We start from the raw sequence: 22,738 nt of genomic DNA on the forward strand, positions 1-22,738 counted from the left end.
GCCTGGCGGAAGGCCCTCAATTCACCGGCGGATAGAGCGTGTCGACGATCATGCGCGCATCGTGGCGCGAATCGAGCATGCCATAGGTGTTGCGCCACTGGCCGGCGAGCCGCGTCTCGACGAAGGCGTCCGCAATCCGCCCTGCCCCCAGCCGGCGCAATTCCGCAGCTGCCGCCGACAGCGCCAGCTGTTCGGTCAGCAGGCGGGCCGACCCCTCATCGGTGCCGGCGACCTGCATGGCCGCCTTGAGCACGCCAATGGTTCCGCGTCCGCCGGCGCCGAGATCGCGGTCGATGCCGGCCAGCACCTCCTCGAACAGGCCGGGCGCGCGGCCGAGCACGCGCAGCACGTCGAGCGCCATGACATTGCCTGAGCCCTCCCAGATCGCATTGACCGGGGCTTCGCGGTAGTAGCGGGCGAGCGGCGCTTCCTCGACATAGCCATTGCCGCCGAGGCACTCCATCGCCTCATAGAGCAGTGGCGGCGCGATCTTGCAGACCCAGTATTTGACCACCGGGGTCATGGCGCGGGCAAAAGCAGCCTCGCCGCGGTCGCCGGCAGCCTCGTCGAAGGAGCGCGCCAGTCGGAACGAGAGTGCCGTGGCGGCGGCGACATCGAGCGCCATGTCCGCCAGCACGCGTTGCATCAGCGGCTGTTCGATCAACGTCGAGCCGGCCACCTGGCGGTGACGGGCGTGATGCACGGCCTCAGCCAGCCCCGCTCGCATGATTGCCGACGAGGCGACGGCGCAGTCGAGCCGGGTCAGCGTGACCATGTCCATGATCGTCTTTATGCCGGCGCCGGGCTCGCCGACCATCTCGCCGATGGCGTTGACGAACTCTACCTCCGACGAGGCGTTGGAGCGGTTGCCGAGCTTGTCCTTCAGCCGCTGGAAGCGGAAGCCGTTGCCGGAACCGTCGCCGAGGATGCGCGGGACGAGAAAACAGGAAAGCCCTTCCGGCGCCTGTCCAAGCACGAGAAAAGCGTCCGACATCGGCGCCGACATGAACCATTTGTGGCCGGTGAGGCGATAAAAGCCGCTGCCGGCGCGTTCGGCCCGTGTGGTGTTGGCGCGCACGTCGGTGCCGCCCTGCTTTTCGGTCATGCCCATGCCGAGCGTCAGCCCGGTCTTGTCAACCGGCGGCTTCTGACTCTGGTCGTATTTGCGCGTCGTCACGCGCGGCGCCCATTCGCGAAACAGCTTTGGGCTGGCCATCAGGGCGGCCAGCGAAGCGCTGGTCATGGTGATGGGGCAGAGATGCCCGGTCTCGAGTTCGGCGGTCAGGTAGAAACGCGCGGCGCGCACCTGATGGCGACGGCCGATCTCGCTATCGCCGTTTTCCCAGATCGAGGAATGCAGGCCGCCGGCAACCGAGCGGCGCATCAGCGCATGATAGGCCGGATGGAATTCGACGAGGTCGATGCGCCGGCCCTGACGGTCATGCGTGCGGAGCTTCGGCGTCTCGACATTGGCGAGGCGCGCCAGCTCCTGCGCCTCCTGCGTCAGGACGAACCGTCCAAGCCCGTCGAGGTCCTTGCGCACCGGATCGGAAAAACGCTCGGCAAGCTGGATCAGCAACGGATCGCCCCGCCAGGCGTTGCCGCCCGTCAGCGGCGGCGGCTGGTTGGTCACGTCGTCGGTCACGCCCAATCCTTCTGAAAGTAGAAGGGCCTTCTAACGGTAGAAAGGCCTTATCATCACAAGGCTTCGAATCCGAAGCAATCGGCTAGATATAGCCCAAGCCAGGCGGCGCGCGCGACGAAAATACCGGGGAGAAAGGCCGCAATCCCAAGCTGGCGCTTGCGGCAAGGAATTCTCCCCCCTATAGCAGCGCCTTGAGATGACCGACGCTTCGTCCCTGCCGCTTTATCCTCACCGCCATCTTCTGGGCATCCGCGATCTTTCCCCCGGTGATATCGAGCTCCTGCTCGACCGGGCCGATCGCGCCGTCGCCATTTCGCGGCAGTCCGAAAAGAAGACCTCGACGCTGCGCGGCCGCACCCAGATCAACCTCTTCTACGAAGCCTCGACGCGCACGCAGTCGTCGTTCGAACTGGCCGGGAAACGGCTCGGCGCCGACGTCATGAACATGTCGGTGGCGAGCTCTTCGGTGAAGAAGGGCGAGACGCTGATCGACACGGCGATGACGCTGAACGCCATGCGGCCCGACATCCTGATCATCCGCCACCAATCGGCGGGCGCCGCCGCCCTTTTGGCGCAGAAGGTCGGCTGCTCGGTGGTCAATGCCGGCGACGGCGCGCATGAGCACCCGACGCAGGCGCTGCTCGATGCGCTGACTATCCGCCGCGCCAAGGGGCCGCTGTCGAAACTGATCGTAGCGATCTGCGGCGACATCCTGCATTCTCGCGTGGCGCGTTCCAACATCATGCTGTTGAACGCGCTTGGTGCGCAGGTGCGTGTGGTGGCGCCGTCGACCCTGCTGCCGTCCGGCATCGAGAAAATGGGCGTCATCGTCTCGCGCTCGATGGCCGAGGGCCTCAAGGGCGCCGACGTGGTGATGATGCTGCGCTTGCAGCGTGAGCGGATGGAAGGCGCCTTCGTGCCTTCGGTGCGCGAATATTTTCGCTATTTCGGCCTCGATGCCGAAAAGCTGAAGGCCGCCAAGGACGGCGCGCTGGTGATGCATCCCGGTCCGATGAACCGCGGCGTCGAGATTGCGTCCGAAATCGCCGACGGTCCCCAAAGCGTCATCCAGGAACAGGTCGAGATGGGTGTCGCCGTGCGCATGGCGGTGATGGAAGCGCTGCTCGACCCGCGCCGCAACGAGGGCCGGAGCGCATGAGCACCACGGTCTTTGAGCGCGCCCGCATCGTCGACCCGTCACGCGGCATCGACGAGATCGGCACCGTCATCGTCGACGGGAAAAAGATCGTTGCCGCCGGCAAGGCTGCCCTGAACCAGGGCCTGCCGGCGGGAGCCACCGTGGTCGACTGCGCCGGCAAGGCGATCATTCCCGGCCTGATCGACGCGCGTGTCTTCATCGGGGAACCGGGCGGCGAACATCGCGAGACCATCGCTTCGGCCAGCGTTGCGGCGGCGGCCGGCGGCGTCACCTCCGTCGTTATGATGCCCGACACGGACCCGGTGATCGACAATGTCGCGCTGGTCGAATTCGTGCTGCGCACCGCCAAGGACACGGCAAGCGTCAACATCTTTCCGGCGGCGGCGATCACCAAGGGGCTGGCCGGCCGCGAGATGACAGAGTTCGGCCTGCTGCGCGAAGCCGGCGCGGTCGCCTTCACAGATGGGCGGCACACAATATCCAGCGCACTGGTGATGCGCCGGGCGCTGACCTATGCCCGCGATTTCGGCGGCGTCATCGCACATGAGACACAGGATGGCGACCTCGCTTCGGCAGGCGTGATGAATGAAGGCCTGTATGCCAGCTGGCTCGGCCTTGCCGGCATTCCGCGCGAGGCCGAGTCCATCCCGCTGGAGCGCGACCTGGCGCTGGCACGGCTGACGCGCGGCGCCTACCACGCGGCCAAGATCTCGACGGCGATGGCAGCGCAAGCGATGACACGCGCGAAAGCCGACAAGGCCAATGTCACGGCGGGCGTGGCGATCCACAATCTGTCGCTGAACGAGAACGATGTCGGGGAATACCGCACCTTCTTCCGGCTGACGCCGCCTTTGCGCGCGGAGGAAGACCGGCTGGCCATGATCGAGGCGGTCAAGGACGGCACGATCGACATCATCGTCTCCTCGCACGACCCGCAGGATGTCGACACCAAGCGCCTTCCCTTCGCCGATGCAGCTGCCGGCGCGATCGGGTTGGAGACGCTGCTTGGAGCAGCGCTTCGGCTCTACCACAATGGCGACGTGCCGCTACTTCGGCTGGTCGAAACACTGTCCACCGCACCAGCAAGGCTGTTCGGCCTGCCGGGCGGCACGCTGAAGCCGGGAGCGCCGGCCGATCTTGCGCTGATCGACCTTGAAGAACCCTGGATCGTGAGTGAAAGCGGCATCCGCTCGCGCTCGAAAAACACCTGCTTCGAAGGTGCGCGGCTGCAAGGCATGGTCTTGCAAACGCTGGTGGCGGGCCGCACAGTGTTTTCGAGCTAGAGCGATCGCGCTACGTCGCCGACCGATATTCTGCTGGGGAAATGCGGGGGAAACAATGAGTTATAACGTTATCCTGGCATTGCTGTTCGGCTATCTCCTCGGCTCGATTCCCTTCGGCCTCTTGATCACCCGCGCGGCCGGCCTCGGCGATGTGCGCAAAATCGGCTCCGGCAATATCGGCGCCACCAACGTTCTGCGCACCGGCAACAAGGGCCTCGCCGCCGCGACGCTGGTGCTCGACGCGTTGAAGAGTACGGCGGCGGTGATGATCGCGCGCCATTTTGGACACGACTACGGACTGTGGGCCGGCCTTGGACTCTGGGCGGGCCTTGGCGCCTTCCTTGGCCATCTGTTTCCGGTCTGGCTCGGTTTCAAGGGCGGCAAGGGCGTGGCGACCTATCTCGGCGTGCTGATCGCGCTCGGCTGGCATGTGGCGCTGATCTTTATCGTCGTCTGGCTGGCGATGGCTTTTCTGTTTCGCTATTCCTCGCTGGCAGCGCTGACGGCGGCGGTCATCGTGCCGATCGCGCTTTATTTCTGGAGCACACCTGAGACCGCCGGGCTGTTCCTGGTGATGAGCCTGATCGTCATCTTCAAACATCGCGCCAACATTTCGCGCCTTCTTGCCGGCACCGAAGGCAAGATCGGAGCCAAGGGTTGAGCAAGCCCGCCGCCGGGCCGCGCCTCAGCGACCGGCAGCGGCTGAGCTGGCTGCGGCTGATCCGCACACAAAATGTCGGCCCGGCCTCGTTTCGCGAATTGATCAACCGCTTTGGTTCGGCGGAGGCGGCGTTGGAGATGCTGCCCGAGCTGATGATTTCGGGCGGAGCCAAAAGGATCATGCGCATTCCTTCCGTGGAGGAAGCCGAAGCGGAACTCGACGCAGCCAGTGAAAACGGCGCCCGCTTCGTCGGCATCGGCGAGGCCGACTACCCGCCGATGCTGAAAAACATGGACAATCCGCCGTCACTGATTGCCGTGAAGGGCGAGGCAGCCGTCTTTCGCCTGCCGGCGGTGGCCATCGTCGGCGCCCGCAACGCGTCGCTCGCCGGCATCAAGATGGCGCGCATGCTGGCGGCGGATCTTGGCCGCGACGGCTACGTCATCGTTTCCGGCCTGGCGCGCGGCATCGACACGGCAGCACACCAGGGCAGTCTCTCGACTGGTACAGTGGGTGTGCTGGCCGGTGGGCTCGATGTCCCCTACCCGCCCGAAAATATCGGCTTGTGCGACGACATTGCCGAGCGTGGCGGCGCCGTCATTTCGGAAATGCCGTTCGGCTGGCAGCCGCGGGCGCAGGATTTTCCGCGCCGCAACCGGCTTGTCGCGGGCGCCGCCCTCGGACTGGTGGTGATCGAAGCGGCGCAACGCTCCGGCTCGCTGATCAGCGCGCGCCTGGCCGGCGAGATGGGCCGGCTGGTCTTTGCCGTACCGGGTTCGCCGCTCGATCCGCGCTGCGCCGGCTCCAACGGGCTGCTCAAGGATGGCGCCACCCTGGTCACCGAGGCGGCCGACGTTTCCGGTGCGATCGCACCCTTGGCGGGCACGCGAACGCGAAGCATTGCGCCGCCAGAAAAGGCACCCGATTTTTCGGCAACACCCCCGCCCGGTGAGGACGAACGCAGCGGCGTGCTCGAGGCGCTGGGCCCAACGCCGGTGGGCGTGGACGAGATCATCCGCCACACCGGCCTCAACGCCGCGCAAGTCTCCATGGTGCTGCTGGAACTCGACCTTGCCGGCCGCATCGAGCGCCATGCCGGCGGCAATGTCTCACTGGTTTCGTGAAAGCCTGAGACTTAGTTTGCGGCCGCAAATACCGCAGCACTTTCAGACATGAGGCGCCGCGCGGCGGGTTGGACATTATCCCTGTATGTAATGCATTGGCGGTAGCGGCCATCGGCAACGCGCTGTTTACCAATGCGCTCCCACTCCGGTGTCCAGGAGGAATTCCAGTCAAAATCCTGGGACATCAGATTTTCCCTGTCGAAGCATTGCGGATCCCTCTCGAGTATCCGACGCGCTTCATCGGCGAGGGGACTATAGTTTTCAACAGCCGCTATCTTCCGCGCCCGCGCGGCCGGGGAAAGCTGAATTGCCGATTCGACACGTCCCGCCACATTTGGAACCGCAGCGGAACAAAGCTGTTTGCCGACCTGTGCCGTCTTTCGCAGTCCTCGGCAGAGGGCCTGGCCAAACGCAAAGGCAAGATCATGTATGGGATTATAGCCGTCGACCGCATCCGATACGATCTGGACACTCTTTGCGGTCGTTAGATCGGCGCGCACTCTCGAAAACACGTCGATCAGGAAATCATGGTTCCCGGCCAGCAGCGCTTCGTACCAGGCGCCATCCGGAATTTCCCCAAACACCGCGCCGCGTGTCGCGCCCGCAGCTTCGACCAGATCGCGCGAATAGCGGGTTCGCGATGTTTCCTTGCCGCCTGATCCGTCGGTCAGAAGATAGACCCTTGGTTTGGCGATCTCGAGCCAATGGTGGATCCTGAGTTCGTGCCCGGGGTGAGCGAGGATCAGCACGTTTTCCAGTTTTTCTCCTGACTTTTCAGGCAACAATGGCTCCAATCCAGTTTCTGGTCCGATCGAGCCGAATGGCCTGGGGACAAATTCAGGCGCAAACCTTGGCCGCGACAATGCTGACGAAGCTTGTTTGGTCAGCGGCTTCAACTTAAGACGCTGCCAGAAACTCATGCGCCTTTCTCTCTCATATCAGATGTAGTGCGCAAGCAAGGAATCGCCCGTTGCGAATTCTTATCACCAATCTCTCCCTGTCGCGAAACAGCGGATCGGAAGCGGTCGTCGAACTGTTGGCCGACGGGCTTCGCGGCGCCGGCCATCAGACCATGCTGCTGGCTCCCACTCTGGGCGACATGGCCGATAGAATGCGTCGGCGCGGGCATCATGTCGTCGATCGGATTGCCGAGATCGTCGAAAGGCCCGATGTCATTCACGCCCAGCATCTGACGCCCTGCCTGACTGCGCTCGCCAGGTTTCCCGACGTGCCAGCGGTATTTTCCTGTCACAGCGCCTTCTTTGAAGTCGAAGCGCCGATGCTGCATCCCCAGATACGCCATTGGATTGCGGTCGACGAGGCGTGCCGAGCCAAATGCCTGTCGAGGGGCATACCGGCCGACCAGATGAGCCTTGTCTACAACGCGGTCGACCTCAATCGCTTCAAACAGCGCCCACCGCTGCCCGCCAGACCCGCGCGAGGCCTGCTGCTGACCAAGAATTTCGAGCACCAGGCGGCGGTTCGTGAGGCCTGTGCGAGAAGTGGCATCCAGCTGGATGAGCTAGGTCCAGCCACCGGGCGGTTTTCGCAGCAGCTGGAACAGGATCTGCTTGGTTACGACATCGTGTTCGCAACCGCCCGGATGGCCATCGAGGCAGCTGCGGTCGGCTGTTCCGTCGTGGTTTGCGACGCGCGCGGTTTTGCGGGATTGCTCAGCAGCGCAAACATGGAGGCATGGCGTCGCTTCAATCTGGGCGTTGGGCTTTTGACCAAGCCGACCACGGTCGAAAATCTTCTGGGCGCGATATCCGGTTTCGATGCGAACGATGCCGCGGCGGTGTCCACCTATTTTCGGAAGGCGGCCGGCGACGCGTATTTTGTCGAGGAACATGTGCGCATCTATGATCAGGTGCTGCGATCCGACAGGGGGCTGAATCCCGATGAGCGCGCGCTTGCGACCGCCGTGTGGATCGAAGAGATCGGGGTCTCGCATCCACGCCGAAGATGGTTTCACATCGTGAAAGAATTGCACGGCTGGCCGGATGCGCCCGAATTGGCGACGCTTCTGGCTCAGTCCCACGCAAACTCGCGAGTTTTGGAGAAGCTTGGCGAACAGATCGCCAGAACCCAGCAGCTTGTTCTGGACGAGGCTGTCTCGCGCGCCGCCGCGCTGGGCGACAACCCGACTGTGCTGAGCCGGGTGGAGGAACAGCTTTCGAACCTTTCAAATTTTGTGGACGAGATAAAGCGGCTGTACAACGGTATGATCCCCCTGTTCATCAGAAAGCTTCTCCTTCGGGCGCGTAAAGGGGTCGGACATTGACAGGGCTCGACGGCTTGGACCGCGATAAATTGAGTGGCTACAGCATCTGCACCTCGCCACGATCCGGCAGCAATTTCTTGTGCCAGCATCTGAGCGGCACGGGCCTGCTCGGACATCCGCTGGAATATTTCAATTGGGGCGGGCGGCGCTATTTCGATGACCCGGACTACCCCAAGGATATCGCCGGCCAGGTCTGGAAGATCCTTACCATGGGCGCCACTCCCAACGGCATTTACGGCTTGAAGTTATTTGCCCACCAGCACGACTGGATTTCGGGCGAGGTGAACTGGGTCGATGCCCTTCCCAATCTTCGCTTCGTGCTGCTCACCAGACGCGACTTGCTTGGCCAAGCGATTTCCTGGGCACGCGCGCTGCAGACAGGACAATACCGATCGAGCCAACCGATGGCACAGAAGCCGGTCTTCGACGCTGGACTGATCCAGAGCCAGCTCAACGCCCTTGCTCGTGAACGAGCCCGCTGGGAGATGTTCTTTGCGCGCACCGGTATCGAGCCCTTGCGGTTCGAATACGAGACAATGATCGAGGACCCTCGCCACGCCGTCAGTCAGGTCGCCGAGCTGATGGGCCTGAAGCCGCCCTCCAAGCTGGACCCCGGCAACGTGACCGTTGAGCTGCAAAGGGATGCATCAAACCTCGAATGGGCAGACCGCTTCCGGGCAGAGCGCGGCGACCCGAACATCCTGGACTTGATCTAGCTCCGCAGAACTCGTCTTCGGGCTGTCTGGAGCGCCGCTGAGCGGGTAGCAAAAGTAGCCATTTACTCTTCGCCATCCCGTCTGTATCACCGCCCCAGACCGCGTGGGGCGCCACGCCATCCAGCCGGGGGGCAGATGTCGACACCGTTCAATGCATTTACTTTGGTTGAGTTTCTCGCCTTTGCAGGGTTGAGCTTCCTTTATGTCCGGGCAGACGATTCGTTATCCCCCAGGGGCAAGACCGAGTGTACCATCGTCGCAGGGATACTGTTTGCGATCCTGGTCGCGGCAAGAGCCCCGGCGTTGCTTACCTTCTACAGGGTTTGGGCTGAAATTGGCCCTCTGTACTTCGGCTATGCCTATGCGAACGGTCCGTTAGCCGCTCTGTTCAACCCGGCAAGCAATTACTACGATCTAGCGGCAAACCTATCTTCAGCCGTTGCGGTGTCGGCCGGACTTCAGTGGTGGCCGGTCGTTGACACCGGCTCCGGTCTTCTGGTGGCTTTGCTGTTTCCATTTGTTGTCGCCGGCACAACGCAATCGATATCGTGGCGAACCGGAATCCTGTTGGCGGTTGCGACCGCGCTCTATTGCGTCACCGCATCGGAAACATTCGGAACGGCACTGCACATCAAAGGCTGGGGACCTGTTTATGCCGCGCTTGTTTTTGGGTCGTTGGCGTTCAAACAGCCGCTCAATCGCGTTCATATCGGTCTTCTTCTAGTGCTGCCGTTCACAGGAACCCCCGCAGCTTTCGCGCTTATCATATGGGCGGCTGCCGGCTTTGTGCTACGGCAGCCTTATCTTGTCCGACCTCTGGTTTGGTCTATTCCTGGATTGGCGACGCAGATCGGCTGCGCACTGTTGCCGGCAACGAATACCGGCTTGGCCGTACGGCCGTTCACGTTCCTCGGTTTTGCAAGCTTGCCAGACCTGTTCCTGCTCAAGGTGGGTGGTGCGATCCTTTGGCCGGCCTTGTTTTTCAGCAACTTGACACCGGGTACGCTTGAACTGATAGCAGCTGCCATCGTCTTCCTTGGCGTGCTTGGAGCTGCAGTTTTCCTCGCCCGCCGCCAGCCCATCCTGCTGCTCGTCCCGATCGTTGCGCTGCAATTTTCGGCTACTGCGATTCTCGCCGTCGGAGGTGCCGAGTCACTGCTCCAATCAGGATCTGGCTTCAGGTATTACTTCGCGCCAGTTGCAACACTTCTGATCGTTCTGGCGATTTGGGCGTCTTCGTGGAGGTTGGTTACAAGGGTCGCGGCGGTTGCTATTTGCCTATGCGCGGTCCTCGCAAATCGAGACTACAACGCCATGGTCGACGGCTTGTTCTTCACACCGTCCCACACCAGTTGGTCCTCGCAGGCAACGACCCATCTCACGTCACCGTCGCAAACGCTTGTAAATTACCCCGGAGCAGGCGGAGTACAGCTACCGGACTGTGGAGAATACCACTGCTAACAAGCACATCAGGTTGTTTCGGAATTGTGATGGTACATGACGAACCTGCCGACCAACGTCGCGCCTGCAATAACACCTCCAGCCAGCATCAGCAAAAAAACCTGGTGAAACTCAGGCGATTCGAGAGACGCCGCATTGCCGAGCAATGAACCGACATAGACATAACCAAAAAGGGCGGGAAGCGACGCTGCGGTTCCTATCACGTAGTCGGCGAGGCGAATTCCACTCGCGCCCAGCGCAATGCTTGTGGCGGCAAAGGGAACGACCGGTGACAGGCGGATCAGAAAAACCGATCGCCAGCCGTCAGCGGCAAGGAACTGTTTGACCTTGTCGAGGCCGCCAACAATTTTCGTGTTGGTAAAAGGAACGTTTTGGAGACCCTTTCGGCCTACGTAGTAGCCGACGATGCCGCCGGCCAAAGTCCCGACGAGCGCCATTGCCGATCCACCGGCGAATCCGTAAACCGCTCCGCCTGCGATCCCGAGCAGGGACGCCGGCAATATGCCGGTGGCGGCCACTAGAAACTGCATCACGACCAGCGCAACGAAACCGAACAGCCCTGTCTGCTGAACGCTCGCTTTGGCGATCCGCAAGATATCGTCGAGATAGCCCGACAGCGCCGCGGGGACGAGAACCATCGCAAGGCCCGCCACACCGAGGGCCATTCGTGTCCGACGCCTCATCAGATATTGCTCCCGACGAATAACGGATCTTGTCGAATGCCCAGGTTGCTGAGGCGAAACTTCGCCGCGGTTTTCAAGACACCCAGGCCATAGACGACGCTACGCCGAAAGTTGATCGACGACGCCTCCGGGAAGTATCTCGTCGGACAGGACATCTCGCCACCACGCAGGCCGAGATAGACGGCCTGGCAGACCATCTCATTGTCGAACACAAAGTCGTCCGAGCACCGGTGATAAGGAATCTCGGTCAACGCTTTCCGGCTCCAGCACCGAAAGCCAGTGTGAAACTCCGACATTTTCTGACCGATCAGAATGTTTTGAACCAGGGTCAGAAAGCGATTGGCGATATATTTATAGACCGGCATGCCGCCGCGCAGGGCACCCTTGCCCAAGATGCGCGAACCAAAGACGTAATCATACTCGCCAGAGGCGACCATCGAGGCAATGGCCGGCACCAACCTGGGCGAATATTGATAATCGGGATGAAGCATTACGACGATATCGGCATCGCGCTGCAGCGCCGCATCGTAACAAGTCTTCTGATTGCCACCGTAGCCCTTGTTGATCGAATGCTCGATTGTGTGAATGCCGAGCTGTCGCGAAATGCCGACAGTATCGTCCTTCGAGAGATCGTCCGTGAGAATAACGTCGTCGATCAATTGCATCGGCAAGGCGAAGTAGGTCTTCTCCAGTGTAGCCGACGCATTATAGGCGGGCATGATCACCGCCACACGCAATCCATCAATCATTTCTACGCCAGCGCCCCGATGTTGCGTTTCCATTGCCGGAAATCATCCTATAGCGCAAGCCGGCCTAGCATTTCCCGGACCACGTGCGGCAAAAACGCCACGCAATGTTTTCGCCCGCACCAAACGACGCCGGAACGAGAGACCGTGGTGGTCGAGGTCCCCGTTGAGGTCCCGGTTTATGTCGAGCCGCCAATCCAGTCGACGGCAGAACTCGCGCGCCTGCTGGCAAAGCGGGTCCGGCGCAAGGCGCTTTCCCTGGTCGGGTTTGTCCTAAAGTTAGCCGATCAAGCAAACTGGGGCCGTCGGTTGCCGGGCGACGACGGCGCGCAGTCAGATCCATTCCAGATTGATGTTTCGGATGTTTCCTGCGCGATGCGCTGGCGAATGCGCTCCACCCGACGCGCTATGTCTGGCGACACCCGGTCGTGCGTTTCAACCAGAATGGCGCCGATAGCATCTTGCAGCCCAGCTTCGCGGGATGCTTCGAGGCATTCGGCTTCGCTGCCCTCAATGTCCATCTTCATGATCGATGGCACGCCGGCGGCGCCAACGCCGGTACAGATGCCACCGCAGGGTATTTTTCCAGGCGGCTCTCGGAAAAGCACTCCGCCATTCCAGGGCTCTCCGTTGCACTGACGATCACGCTCGCAATGGCATACTCGACAGCTGACGAAAACCGGGCTCGACAGTCTGCGCATCAGTCAGCGGAACAGATACTTCGATACCTCCGGATTGCCACGGCGCCACATCACATTGTCGAGAAAATAATGGTGCACATTGATGAAGATGAGCACGATGAAGAAAAACAGCGATGACCCCAGCACTTGCCTGTCATAGGGAATCAAGGCCGTCAGCGCGGATGGGATCAGCCAGAAGCCGAGATAGCCAAGGGCCGTGCCGCCGACGATGAAGCCGAGGAGCCGAAACCTGTAGAGGGGGCCAAGAAAGGACAGGATTTTCGGCTGCGGATCGCGTTCGGCATCGGAGCTGTCACGCTCAACATTGGTCTGATAGCGCCAGACCACGGCGAGGTACTGCAGCGAGTGGAGCGCCGGCACGATCAGCAGCCAGAGCGGATTTATTCTCACAATCAGGATCCAGAGATAGAGCGACGCGGCGTAGGCCACGATGCCGTTATAGGGCAGCTTGCCACCGTTCTTTCGCCAGCGATTGACCAGCATCAAAAGCGTAGCCGCCGTCGAAGCAATGGCTGCCAGCAAGGCGATGTCGGTGATCCAGGAAGGGACCGCGAAGGTGTAATAGTCGAGGCCGTAATATTTGCCTTGGGTGACCGCCGTATTCGTCTGCAGCCATGCCAGGATCCACACCGCATAGGAGTTCACCAGCAGCACCTTCTTGTCGCGGTCGTCGAAGAATTTGCGCTTCAGCACCGCATCCACCATCAGCATGCCGTAGCCCTGCTTGACGTAGTGCCAACCGACAAAAAAGAACATGGCGTTGGTGGCATAGCCGAGCAGGCGCGTGTTCGCCGCCGCGGCGCCATAGGCAAAGAACCCGGCCATGACCAGGGGCACGACAATGCCCGCGAAGATGTAGCGGAGCTGCAGGCTCCTGTCGTAGCCGTCGCCCGTCACCTTGCGCCCGAAATTGCGGTAGAAGAGCTGGTAGGAGTGGGCGAAGTGGGGATAGTTCACGAGATAGGCCACGAAGACCATCGTTGCGGCCACCGGACCTTCATATTCGAGCGGAACGAGAAACAGCACCGGCAGGATGAGAAAGGCGCTGCCGCCCAGCATGAGGAAATCGGCGACCGGGCCGAAGAGGTATTTTTGAGGCGCCGCCGCCTTAGGAGCGACAGCATCCGCCGAAAGCTGAAGTGTCATGTCAGAACCTCCCCTGGGAAGGCTGAGTTTAGCCATCGACTGGAATGGGGACAAGCTTGGAGCTGCCGCTCCGCGCCCGAACACTGGACCATCCTGCTGTTTCGCCAATGGTCTCGATCCGCCATGGGCTTCGAACCTGTGAAGGCCCTCCGCCGTTAAAAAAGCGCACCACCCCAATTTACGACTAACATGTTAGTGTGCTAGCACGGCATACACACCTACTTCGGAGACCTTCCGGTGACATCACGCTTTGGCCTTTCGGCCGCTCTCGCCACGCCTTTCGATGCCCGCGGGCAGATCGCCACCGCTCCCATGATCGCTCAGGCCAAAAGTTGCCTGGCGCAGGGTTGCGGCAGCGTGACGCTTTTCGGCACCACAGGGGAAGGCGCGTCGGTGGGCACGACGGAGCGGCGGTCGGTGACCGAAGCCATGCTGGCTGCTGGAATCTTGCCGCATCAACTCGTTGCCGGCGTGCTGGTCGACGCCGCCGAAGACGCCGCCGAACAGGCACAGCATGCCTTGCAGCGAGGCGCCCGAAACATTCTGCTGGCCCCGCCGAGCTACTTCAAGAATGTCGGCGAGGAGGGCCTTTTCGGCTGGTTCTCCGCCGTCTTTGCCGCGCTCGGCCCCCTCGCCCGTGACGTGCTGCTCTACAACATCCCTTCGGTTACCATGGTGCAGCTTTCGCTTGGCCTGATCGGCCGGTTGCGCACTGCTTTTCCCGACGTGGTCGCCGGGGTCAAGGATTCCGGTGGAAATTGGAGCTACAGCGAGGCGCTGCTTGCCGCCCATGGCGATCTGGTGATCCTGATCGGCGATGAAAGGCATCTGGCGCGTGCGGTGCGACTGGGTGCTCAAGGCGCAATCTCGGGCATGGCCAATTTCGCCCCGGGCGAAATCCGCGCCATGGCCGAGGACGGGCGCGACGATCCTCGCGTCGAAAGTTTTGTGCTCGAATTGCTGAAATATCCGGTCACCCCCGCGGTAAAGGTCATGGTGGCGCGCAAGACCGGCGACGAGCGCTGGCTGGCGGTCCGTCCGCCGCTGGAGCCGATTGCGTTGCAAGGGCAGCAGCAGCTTGCCGCAGCCTATGACAGCCTGTTTGCCAGGGAACCGGCCTGACCGGCAAAGGGAAGCGCGCCGAAATGGAAGACGGCAACGAACCGACCACCCTCAGGGAGAAGGCCTATGCCAGCTTCACGCGGCATTTGCTGGCGCGCGACTTCAAGCCGGGCCAGTTCGTGTCGCAACGTGAGCTGGTTGCCTTCACCGGACTGCCGCTCGGCGCCATTCGCGAGATCGTGCCGCGTCTCGAGGCGGAAGGACTGCTGACGACCATCCCGCAGCGCGGCATGCAGATCGCCCATATAGACATCAGCCTGATCCGCGAGGCCTTTCAGTTCCGCCTGTTCATGGAGCGTGAAGCGGTGGCGCTGTTTACGGTCAGCGCCTCCGACGCCGAGCTTGCCCGCTTGCGGCGCGAGCATGAGGACATGCTTGCCCAGGCGCTGGCGCAAACCCCGACGCCGGAGATGGAGGCCAAGGCGCAGACCATCGACTGGGCCATGCACGACACGTTCATCGATGCGCTGGGCAACGAGATCATCGCCAAGGCCTATCTGGTGAATTCGGTGAAGATCCGCCTGATCCACCAGGAGCGGTTCCGTATCGACGGGCGCGTCGTGCCGGTCATGCGCGAGCACCTGGCGGTGATCGATGCGATGCAGAGCCGCGATCCTGGGAAGGCGGTCGAGGCCATCAGCCAGCATATCGAAAAGGCGCGCCGGCTGGCGCTGCAAATCTGAGGAAGCATGAGCCGCGCCGCGGTCGCTGTGGCGCAATCAACAACGACAACACCGGGAGGAAGAAAATGTCGTCCAATCTGTTCAACCCAACCAGGAGGCAACTCCTCCAGGGAACCGCGGCGCTTGCCGCCGCCAGCTTTGCGGGCGTTCGCCCAAGCTTTGCCGCCGGCGTCGACTGGAAGCGCTTTGCGGGAACGACGCTTGACGTCAATCTGGTGAAAAGCCCGCGCAGCGACACGCTGATAAAATACATCGCCGAGTTCGAGGAACTGACCGGGATCAAGGTCAATGCCGAAGCGACGCCGGAACAGCAGCAGCGCCAGAAGACGGTGATCGAACTGAGCTCCGGCAAACCGAGCTTCGACGTCGTGCATCTGAGCTACCACGTGCAGAAGCGCCAGTTCGAAAAGGGCGACTGGCTGGCCGACATATCAGGCTATCTCGCTGACCCGACCCTGACCGATCCTGCGCTGGTGGAAACCGATTTCGCCGATGCCGGCATGCTGTTTGCCAAGGACGGCCAGGGCGTGCTGCGCTCGCTGCCGTTCTCGGTGGATTACTGGATCGTCTACTGGAACAAGGAATTGTTCGAGGCCAAGGGCCTCAAATACCCTGAAACCTTCGAGCAACTGGTGGCGGCCGCCGAAGCGCTGACCGACCCGTCGACCAACACCTACGGCTTTGTCGCCCGCGGCCTGAAAAACGCCAACACGCCGGTATGGACGTCGCTGATGCTCGGCTACGACATGACGCCGCTCGATGACAAGGGCAAGCTGCGCACGACCTCGCCCGAGGCGATCGAGGCCGCCAGCCTCTACCAGCGGCTGATGACCAAGTCGGCGCCTCCAGGCGTCACCGGATTCAACTGGGCCGAAGCCCAGTCCGCCTTCCTGCAAGGCAAGATCGGCATGTGGTTCGATGGCGTCGGCTTTGCCCCGCCGATGGAAAATCCGGAAAAGTCGCGTGTGGTCGGCAAGGTTGGCTACGGCGTCATGCCCAAAGGGCCCAAGGCGCATGCCGCCGGCACCTTTGGCGACGGCCTCGGCGTGACGGCCGCCAGCGAGAAGAAGGAGGCCGCCTATCTCTTCTGCCAGTGGGCGATTTCGCCCGCCATGGGCACGCGCCTGCTGCAGGCGGGTGCCGGCGTGCCGTTCCGCAAGTCGGCGCTGGAAGATCCCAAGGTGCGCGAAGGCGTCACCATGCCGGCGAGCTGGCTCGATGCCGTGGTCGGCTCGGGCAATGTCAGCCGGCTGTCGCTGCCGGTCATCATTCCGGTCACCGAGTTCCGCGATATCTATGGCGTGGCGCTGACCAATCTGATCGCCGGCGCCGATCCGGCAGAGGAGCTGAAGAAGGCCACCGAGCAGTTCCAGCCGGTGCTCGACCGGAGCGAGCAAGGCTGATGTCCGCCATCACCCCAGAACGCACCGGGGTGACGACGCAAGCCATCGAAGGGGGCCAGACCATCCGTCTGGCTCCCAACTACTGGCCTTTCGTCGTCCCGGCGCTCGTCGTCGTCGGCGCCGTGATCGTCTTTCCCTGGGCCTTCACACTGTGGATGAGCGTCAACCGCTGGACCCTCGGCCAGGCGCGAAGCTTTGCCGGGATGGAAAACTATCTGCGGCTGGCCGTCGACCAACGCTTCTGGGAATCGCTTTTCCATACGCTGACCTACACGGCGCTTTCGGTCGCGGCGCCGATGTTCCTTGGCACTGTCGCGGCGCTGATCTTCGACGCCAAATTTCCGCTGCGCGGCCTGTTGCGCGGCGTCTTCGTCATGCCGATGATGGCAACGCCAGTCGCCGTGGCGCTGGTCTGGACGATGATGTTCCATCCCCAGCTTGGCGTGCTCAACTATCTGTTGTCGCTGGTCGGCATCCCGGCGCAGGAATGGATCTTTAATGCCAGGACGGTCATCCCGTCCCTGGTTGCGGTCGAGACCTGGCAGTGGACGCCGCTGGTGATGCTGATCGTGCTGGGCGGCTTGGCCTCCGTGCCGCGCGAGCCCTTCGAGAGCGCCGAGATCGATGGCGCCAACGCCTGGCAGCAATTCCGCTATCTCACCTTGCCGATGATCGCGCCGTTCCTGATGATCGCGATGATCATCCGCACTATCGATGCGTTGAAGAGTTTTGACATCATCTACGCCATGACCCAGGGCGGACCGGGCACGGCCTCGGAAACCATCAACATCTATCTCTACAACACCGCCTTCTCCTACTACGACATCGGCTATGGCTCGGCCATGGCCGTGGTGTTCTTCATCGTCATCGTCGCGCTGTCCTTCATCCTGCTGATGCTGCGCCAGCGCTCCCAATGGATCGGGGTGGAGGGCAAATAGATGAGTTCACGGCTGCTCAACCGGATCGGGCTGTTTTTCGCGGCTCTGGTCTTCGTCTCGCCGGCGATCCTGTTCTTCCTCTGGATGGTCTCGCTGTCGCTGAAGTTCGAGATCGACAACGGTGCATACCCGCCGATTCTGATCCCGGAACATCTCGCCTGGTCGAACTATGTGAAGGTATTCGAGGAGAACAATTTCCTGCTCTATTTCTGGAATTCGGTTCTGGTGACGGGCACGGCAACGTTGCTGGCGCTGCTGATCGGCGTGCCGGCCGGCTATGGCATCGCGCGGCTCAAGGCCGAACGCTCGGCGGTGGTCATCATGATCGCCCGCATGACGCCGGGGCTTTCCTATCTCATTCCGCTGTTCCTGCTGTTCCAGTGGGTCGGCATTCTCGGCACACTGTGGCCGCAGATCATCATCCATCTGGTGGTGACGGTGCCGATCGTGGTCTGGGTGATGATCGGCTATTTCGAGACCACGCCGATGGAGCTGGAAGAAGCGGCCAACATCGATGGCGCCAGTTCCTGGCAGGTGTTCCGGCTGGTCGCCTTGCCCATCGCCAAGCCGGGCATTGTCGTCGCCTTCATCCTGTCGATCATCTTCTCATGGAACAATTTCGTCTTCGGCATTGTGCTCGCTAGCCGCGAGACTCGCACGCTGCCGGTCGCCGTCTACAACATGCTTTCCTACGAGCAGGTGAACTGGGGTCCGCTCGCCGCCGCAGCACTTGTGGTGACGCTGCCGGTGCTGGTGCTGACCCTGTTCGCGCAAAGGCAGATCGTCGCCGGGCTGACCGCAGGCGCCGTCAAGGGCGGCTGAGGCACGGCCCCGACATCACTCATTTCCGGGAGAAATCCAATGGCATCGGTAACAATCAACAACGTTCAGAAGGCTTTCGGAGCCGCCAAGATCATCCACGATGTCAGCGTCGACATCGCCGATGGCGAATTCGTCATCCTGGTCGGGCCGTCGGGCTGCGGAAAGTCGACGCTGCTGCGCATGATTGCCGGACTGGAAACGATCTCGGGCGGCAGGATCGCCATTGGCGATCGCGTCGTCAACAAACTCAGGGCGCGCGACCGAAACATCGCCATGGTGTTCCAGAACTACGCGCTCTATCCGCATATGACGGTGGCCGACAATATGGGCTTTGCCCTGAAGATCAAGAAAGCCGATCCGGCCGACACCGCCGGCCGCGTCGGCAGGGCCGCCAGCATTCTCGGCCTGGACAAGCTGCTCGACCGCTATCCGCGTCAGCTTTCCGGCGGCCAGCGCCAGCGCGTCGCCATGGGCCGCGCCATCGTGCGCGACCCGCAGGTGTTCCTGTTCGACGAGCCGCTGTCCAATCTCGACGCCAAATTGCGCGTGCAGATGCGCGGCGAGATCAAGGCGCTGCACCAGCGGCTCGGGACCACAACCATCTACGTCACGCACGACCAGATCGAGGCCATGACCATGGCCGACAAGATCGTCGTGCTGCATGACGGCCTTGTCGAGCAGATCGGCGCGCCGCTCGATCTCTACGATCGCCCGGCCAACCTCTTCGTTGCCGGCTTCATCGGCTCGCCGGCGATGAATTTCATTCGCGGCCATGTCGAGGAAGGCGTTTTCCGCAGCGCCGGTGGACTGATCTTGCCGCTGCCAGAAGGCATCGACCTGACCAACATTCCCGGCGGCGACCTCATCTACGGCATCCGGCCCGAACACATCCGAGCGACGACCGCCAAAGGAATCCCCGGCACGATCGTGCTTCTGGAAGCAACGGGTTCGGAAATCTTTGCCAGGGTCGACTGCGCCGGAGAAGAAATCTCCTGCCTTTTCCGCGAGCGGCTGGCACTGAAACAGGGCGAGCAGATGCGCATCGAGATCGACCGCGCCTGTGCTCATCTGTTCGACGTCAAGACCGGGCGGCGATTGTAGGCGGCGATGGGGGCTGCTGACAGGGAGCGACTTCCGCACGAAATATTTCTGGTGAGCGCGTCGGGGTTCGAACCCGAGACCTACTGATTAAAAGTCAGTTGCTCTACCGGCTGAGCTACGCGCTCCCGCGGGCTCTAAAGGCCGCCCTCGAAATTGCGCGGAACATAGGGAGAGTGCCGCGACCGGTCAACCGGAAAAAGATGGCCGTTCGACCGGGGTTTCAGCCATTGCCAGACGCGCCGCAAATTGCGTCGTCACCAGCCCGGTGAGCCGTTCCCGCAACGTGGTCGCCGGTTCGATCTGTTGGCGCGCGAGACGCGCCTTTTCTCACGCGCCAAATTCGAGAAACATTACAAATCAGCAACTTACTGTTTTGGTGGGAACCATTGCACGAGCGGGCCGTTTTCGCCTCACAAGGGACGTCAACCACCCTTCAAGGAGAAGATCATGAACAAGATCGCAACGGGTCTACTGGCGACCACCCTGTCAATTTCGTTTGCCGCGGCCGCCGCTATGCCGGCCAATGCCGCCCAGATGTTCGTGCCCCAGTCATCAGCAACTTCGTCCGACATCGTGAATGTGGGCGATTCTCGTCATGACAACTGGCGGTGGATGCGCCATGGCAACCGCAATTCCGGCAATCGCGATTTCCGCGTAGGCCGCCAGTTCTCGCGCAACAATGATGGCGGCAGCTATTGGAATGGCCATCGCGGCTATCGCGAATATCACCGCGGCTATCGCCGTCACGGCGACTACTGGTTCCCGCTGGCTGCCTTCGCCACCGGCGCCTTGATCACCGGTGCGATCGTCAACAGCGAGAACAACCGCGGCGATGCCCATGTGCAGTGGTGCTACGACCGCTATCGGTCGTACCGCGCTTCGGACAACACATTCCAGCCCAATTACGGCCCGCGTCAACAGTGCAATTCGCCCTATTGAGCTGAGTTGGGACCAGTGCTGAGTAGAAAAGCCCGCGCCGGCAACGGCGCGGGCCTTTCCGTAGGTTGCTTGGGTACGGGCGCGGCGGATTAGCTGGCCCAATTGACGCTCTTGAAGATCAGATACAGGGCTCCGCCTTCACCACGCGGAGAACGGTATGCACCGAGGCCGTTGCAGATTCGAACCGCAACTGCGGTCATCTTCCAGCCGAGCACTTCCAGGTCGTTGTTCAAAGCTATCGCATAGGATTGAGCCAGTTCATCAATGGAATGCTCCTGTCCGAATGACCGAACCAGCTTTGCGTCGGCAAGCAGTTCGCCAGGCAGGTTTGAATTTGCCCAAGCCCAGAGCCAGTTGCTGGCCTTGGCACTCGTCGATCCGGCGATTTGGATTTCGGCGACGACCTTGGTGATGCCGTTGTCCGAGAACAGAAGCTTTCCTTCTGTCAGATCATAGTCATAGCGAGGCCAACTGCCGAGTCGGAACGCCTGCTGCAAGCGTGCATTCTTTGCATCCAATTGTTCGACAGCCTCGTCGCGCCAGGCGACATACCAGTGTGGATTCATCCCCTTCCCCCGCCACGATTTACTACCGTACGCTCAGCGTCCGGCGCACCGCATCGCGCCAGCCGGCCAGTTTTGCCGAACGCACCGTGGCATCCATGTCCGGCTTGAAGCGGCGCTCGAGCGCCCAGCTCTTGGCAAAATCCTTCGCCTTCGGCCACACGCCTGCTTTCGAGCCGGCAAGCCACGCCGCACCCAGCGCCGTCGTCTCCAGAATGGTCGGGCGATCGACCGGCGCATCGAGGATATCGGCCAGCCGCTGCATGGTCCAGTCGGAGGCCACCATGCCGCCGTCGACGCGAAGCACGGTTTTGGCCGACGCCCCCTTCCAGTCCTTGCGCATTGCGTCGAGGAGATCGCGCGTCTGGTAGGCGACGGATTCCAGCGCCGCGCGGGCGAACTCCGCCGGGCCAGAGTTGCGGGTCAGCCCGAAGATCGCGCCACGCGCCTCGGCGTCCCAATGCGGCGCGCCGAGACCGACGAAAGCCGGCACCAGATAGACGTTCTGCGTGGGGTCGGCGGTTGCCGCCAAAACGCCGCTATGCTCGGCCTTGCCGATCACCTTGATGCCGTCGCGCAGCCATTGCACGGCGGCACCCGCGATGAAGATCGAGCCTTCCAAGGCATAGGTAGTCTTGCCGTTCAGCCGATAGGCGATGGTGGTCAACAGCCGGTTCTTCGAGCGCACCAGATCGGCGCCGGTGTTGAGCAGCGCAAAGCAGCCGGTGCCATAGGTCGATTTCATCATGCCTGGCTCGAAACAGGCCTGGCCGATGGTCGCTGCGTGCTGATCGCCGGCCACGCCAAGGATGTTGATTTCGGCGCCAAACAGGCTTTTTTCCGTCACGCCGTAGTCGTCGGCGCAATCCTTGACCTCAGGCAGCATCGCCACCGGGATGCGCAGGATGGAGAGCAGCTCGTCGTCCCAGACATTTTTCTCGATGTTGTAGACCAGCGTGCGCGAGGCGTTGGTGGCATCTGTCGCATGCACCTTGCCGCCGGTCAGCCGCCAGATCAAAAAACTGTCGATGGTGCCGGCGAGCAGTTCGCCCTTTTCGGCTCGCTTTCTCGCACCGTTCACCTTGTCCAGCATCCAGGCGATCTTAGTGCCGGAGAAATAGGGATCGAGCAGCAGGCCGGTCTTTTTGGTGAACTTTTTCTCCAGGCCGTGTTTTTTCAGCTTCTGGCACAGCGGCGCGGTGCGGCGGTCCTGCCAGACGATGGCATTGTGGATCGGCTTGCCGGTCGCCTTGTCCCAGATGACGACGGTTTCGCGCTGGTTGGTGATGCCGATCGCCGCCACATCCGAGGCCTCGCGGCCGGCGGCCTTCAGCGCGCCTTTGGCCGTCGCGACGACGCTTGCCCAGATCTCTTCCGGATCATGCTCGACCCAGCCGGAGGCAGGATAATGCTGCGTGAATTCCTGCTGCTTGCTGCCGGCGACCTTCATCGCGCCGTCGAACAGGATCGCCCTGGTCGATGTCGTACCCTGGTCGATTGCAAGGATGTATCCGGTCATTAGTCCTCCCGGTAGCTCGCCTATACAAACAGGGGAGAC

The 22,738-nt window shown here is 61.9% G+C and carries 22 protein-coding genes and 1 tRNA gene; 14 read left to right on the forward strand and 9 right to left on the reverse strand.

The features are described 5' to 3' along the window. Positions 1–16: 16 nt before the first annotated feature. Complete coding sequence (locus tag X771_RS148330; RefSeq protein WP_023688598.1) at positions 17–1,645, reverse strand: DNA alkylation response protein; 1,629 nt, start codon at positions 1,643–1,645, stop codon at positions 17–19. 196 nt (positions 1,646–1,841) lie between these two features. On the opposite strand from X771_RS148330, the gene X771_RS148325 reads away from it, so the two are divergent. Genes X771_RS148325 through dprA form a run of 4 tightly spaced genes read left to right on the forward strand, consistent with a single transcriptional unit; the run spans position 1,842 to position 5,872 of the window. Continuing rightward, entirely contained in the window at positions 1,842–2,804 is a 963-nt protein-coding gene (locus tag X771_RS148325) for an aspartate carbamoyltransferase catalytic subunit (RefSeq protein ID WP_023688599.1), read from the forward strand. Beyond that, positions 2,801–4,087 (forward strand): dihydroorotase, encoded by a 1,287-nt coding sequence (locus X771_RS148320; RefSeq protein ID WP_023688600.1) that lies wholly within the window; start codon positions 2,801–2,803, stop codon positions 4,085–4,087. Before X771_RS148325 ends, X771_RS148320 begins: the two co-directional genes overlap by 4 nt. A 55-nt stretch (positions 4,088–4,142) precedes the next feature. Then, positions 4,143–4,748: a glycerol-3-phosphate 1-O-acyltransferase PlsY gene (plsY, locus tag X771_RS148315; protein WP_023688601.1), complete on the forward strand. Its 606-nt coding sequence runs from the start codon at positions 4,143–4,145 to the stop codon at positions 4,746–4,748. After that, positions 4,745–5,872 (forward strand): DNA-processing protein DprA, encoded by a 1,128-nt coding sequence (dprA, locus tag X771_RS0134270; RefSeq protein ID WP_031202755.1) that lies wholly within the window; start codon positions 4,745–4,747, stop codon positions 5,870–5,872. The genes plsY and dprA overlap by 4 nt, the downstream gene beginning before the upstream one ends. An 11-nt stretch (positions 5,873–5,883) precedes the next feature. Here dprA and X771_RS0134275 read toward each other — a convergent pair whose 3' ends face one another. Then, positions 5,884–6,792 (reverse strand): hypothetical protein, encoded by a 909-nt coding sequence (locus X771_RS0134275; protein ID WP_245262643.1) that lies wholly within the window; start codon positions 6,790–6,792, stop codon positions 5,884–5,886. Between the two features lie 50 nt (positions 6,793–6,842). Here X771_RS0134275 and X771_RS148310 point away from each other — a divergent pair, with 50 nt between their 5' ends. From X771_RS148310 to X771_RS148300, 3 genes are all read left to right on the forward strand, one after another. Continuing rightward, positions 6,843–8,156 carry a glycosyltransferase gene (locus tag X771_RS148310; protein WP_023688603.1) on the forward strand — a complete coding sequence of 438 codons (1,314 nt, stop codon included), beginning with the start codon at positions 6,843–6,845 and terminating at the stop codon, positions 8,154–8,156. Further along, on the forward strand, positions 8,153–8,872 hold the full coding sequence (locus X771_RS148305; RefSeq protein WP_023688604.1) for a Stf0 family sulfotransferase: 720 nt from the start codon (positions 8,153–8,155) through the stop codon (positions 8,870–8,872). The genes X771_RS148310 and X771_RS148305 overlap by 4 nt, the downstream gene beginning before the upstream one ends. A gap of 135 nt (positions 8,873–9,007) precedes the next feature. Further along, entirely contained in the window at positions 9,008–10,333 is a 1,326-nt protein-coding gene (locus tag X771_RS148300; RefSeq protein ID WP_023688605.1) for a hypothetical protein, read from the forward strand. An 8-nt stretch (positions 10,334–10,341) separates the two neighbouring features. On the opposite strand, the gene X771_RS1000000165920 is transcribed toward X771_RS148300, so the two are convergent. From X771_RS1000000165920 to X771_RS148285, 4 genes are all read right to left on the reverse strand, one after another. Further along, positions 10,342–10,998: a VTT domain-containing protein gene (locus X771_RS1000000165920; RefSeq protein ID WP_023688606.1), complete on the reverse strand. Its 657-nt coding sequence runs from the start codon at positions 10,996–10,998 to the stop codon at positions 10,342–10,344. A gap of 17 nt (positions 10,999–11,015) precedes the next feature. Beyond that, positions 11,016–11,798, reverse strand: a complete 783-nt coding sequence (locus X771_RS148295) for a glycosyltransferase family 2 protein (protein WP_198025837.1) — start codon at positions 11,796–11,798, stop codon at positions 11,016–11,018. A gap of 251 nt (positions 11,799–12,049) precedes the next feature. Next, on the reverse strand, positions 12,050–12,289 hold the full coding sequence (locus X771_RS1000000168810; RefSeq protein ID WP_023688608.1) for an FkbM family methyltransferase: 240 nt from the start codon (positions 12,287–12,289) through the stop codon (positions 12,050–12,052). A 177-nt stretch (positions 12,290–12,466) separates the two neighbouring features. After that, positions 12,467–13,609, reverse strand: a complete 1,143-nt coding sequence (locus tag X771_RS148285; RefSeq protein ID WP_023670988.1) for a hypothetical protein — start codon at positions 13,607–13,609, stop codon at positions 12,467–12,469. A 237-nt stretch (positions 13,610–13,846) separates the two neighbouring features. Between X771_RS148285 and X771_RS148280 the strand changes: the two genes are divergently transcribed. From X771_RS148280 to ugpC, 6 genes are all read left to right on the forward strand, one after another. After that, entirely contained in the window at positions 13,847–14,731 is an 885-nt protein-coding gene (locus X771_RS148280) for a dihydrodipicolinate synthase family protein (protein ID WP_023688609.1), read from the forward strand. Between the two features lie 23 nt (positions 14,732–14,754). Continuing rightward, complete coding sequence (locus X771_RS148275; RefSeq protein ID WP_023688610.1) at positions 14,755–15,414, forward strand: GntR family transcriptional regulator; 660 nt, start codon at positions 14,755–14,757, stop codon at positions 15,412–15,414. Positions 15,415–15,479: 65 nt separating this feature from the next. Then, the gene (locus tag X771_RS148270; RefSeq protein ID WP_023688611.1) at positions 15,480–16,817 is read left to right on the forward strand and encodes a sugar ABC transporter substrate-binding protein; all 1,338 of its coding nucleotides are present in this window, start codon (positions 15,480–15,482) and stop codon (positions 16,815–16,817) included. After that, on the forward strand, positions 16,817–17,755 hold the full coding sequence (locus tag X771_RS148265; RefSeq protein WP_023670984.1) for a sugar ABC transporter permease: 939 nt from the start codon (positions 16,817–16,819) through the stop codon (positions 17,753–17,755). Before X771_RS148270 ends, X771_RS148265 begins: the two co-directional genes overlap by 1 nt. Next, on the forward strand, positions 17,756–18,577 hold the full coding sequence (locus X771_RS148260; protein WP_023688612.1) for a carbohydrate ABC transporter permease: 822 nt from the start codon (positions 17,756–17,758) through the stop codon (positions 18,575–18,577). 39 nt (positions 18,578–18,616) lie between these two features. Then, positions 18,617–19,678: a sn-glycerol-3-phosphate ABC transporter ATP-binding protein UgpC gene (gene ugpC / locus X771_RS148255; RefSeq protein ID WP_023688613.1), complete on the forward strand. Its 1,062-nt coding sequence runs from the start codon at positions 18,617–18,619 to the stop codon at positions 19,676–19,678. A gap of 49 nt (positions 19,679–19,727) precedes the next feature. Here ugpC and X771_RS148250 read toward each other — a convergent pair. Then, positions 19,728–19,803: transfer RNA gene (locus X771_RS148250), tRNA-Lys, on the reverse strand. 322 nt (positions 19,804–20,125) lie between these two features. On the opposite strand from X771_RS148250, the gene X771_RS148245 reads away from it, so the two are divergent. After that, positions 20,126–20,617, forward strand: coding sequence for a BA14K family protein (locus X771_RS148245; RefSeq protein ID WP_023684657.1), 492 nt, complete (start codon positions 20,126–20,128; stop codon positions 20,615–20,617). 89 nt (positions 20,618–20,706) lie between these two features. On the opposite strand, the gene X771_RS148240 is transcribed toward X771_RS148245, so the two are convergent. Together X771_RS148240 and glpK are read right to left on the reverse strand one after the other, a co-directional pair. Continuing rightward, complete coding sequence (locus tag X771_RS148240; protein WP_023670980.1) at positions 20,707–21,183, reverse strand: DUF6882 domain-containing protein; 477 nt, start codon at positions 21,181–21,183, stop codon at positions 20,707–20,709. A gap of 22 nt (positions 21,184–21,205) precedes the next feature. Further along, positions 21,206–22,699, reverse strand: coding sequence for a glycerol kinase GlpK (gene glpK, locus X771_RS148235; protein ID WP_023688614.1), 1,494 nt, complete (start codon positions 22,697–22,699; stop codon positions 21,206–21,208). Between the last annotated feature and the right edge of the window lie 39 nt (positions 22,700–22,738).

The organism is Mesorhizobium sp. LSJC269B00 (genome assembly GCF_000502815.1).
In the GTDB taxonomy this organism is placed as follows: Bacteria; Pseudomonadota; Alphaproteobacteria; order Rhizobiales; family Rhizobiaceae; genus Mesorhizobium.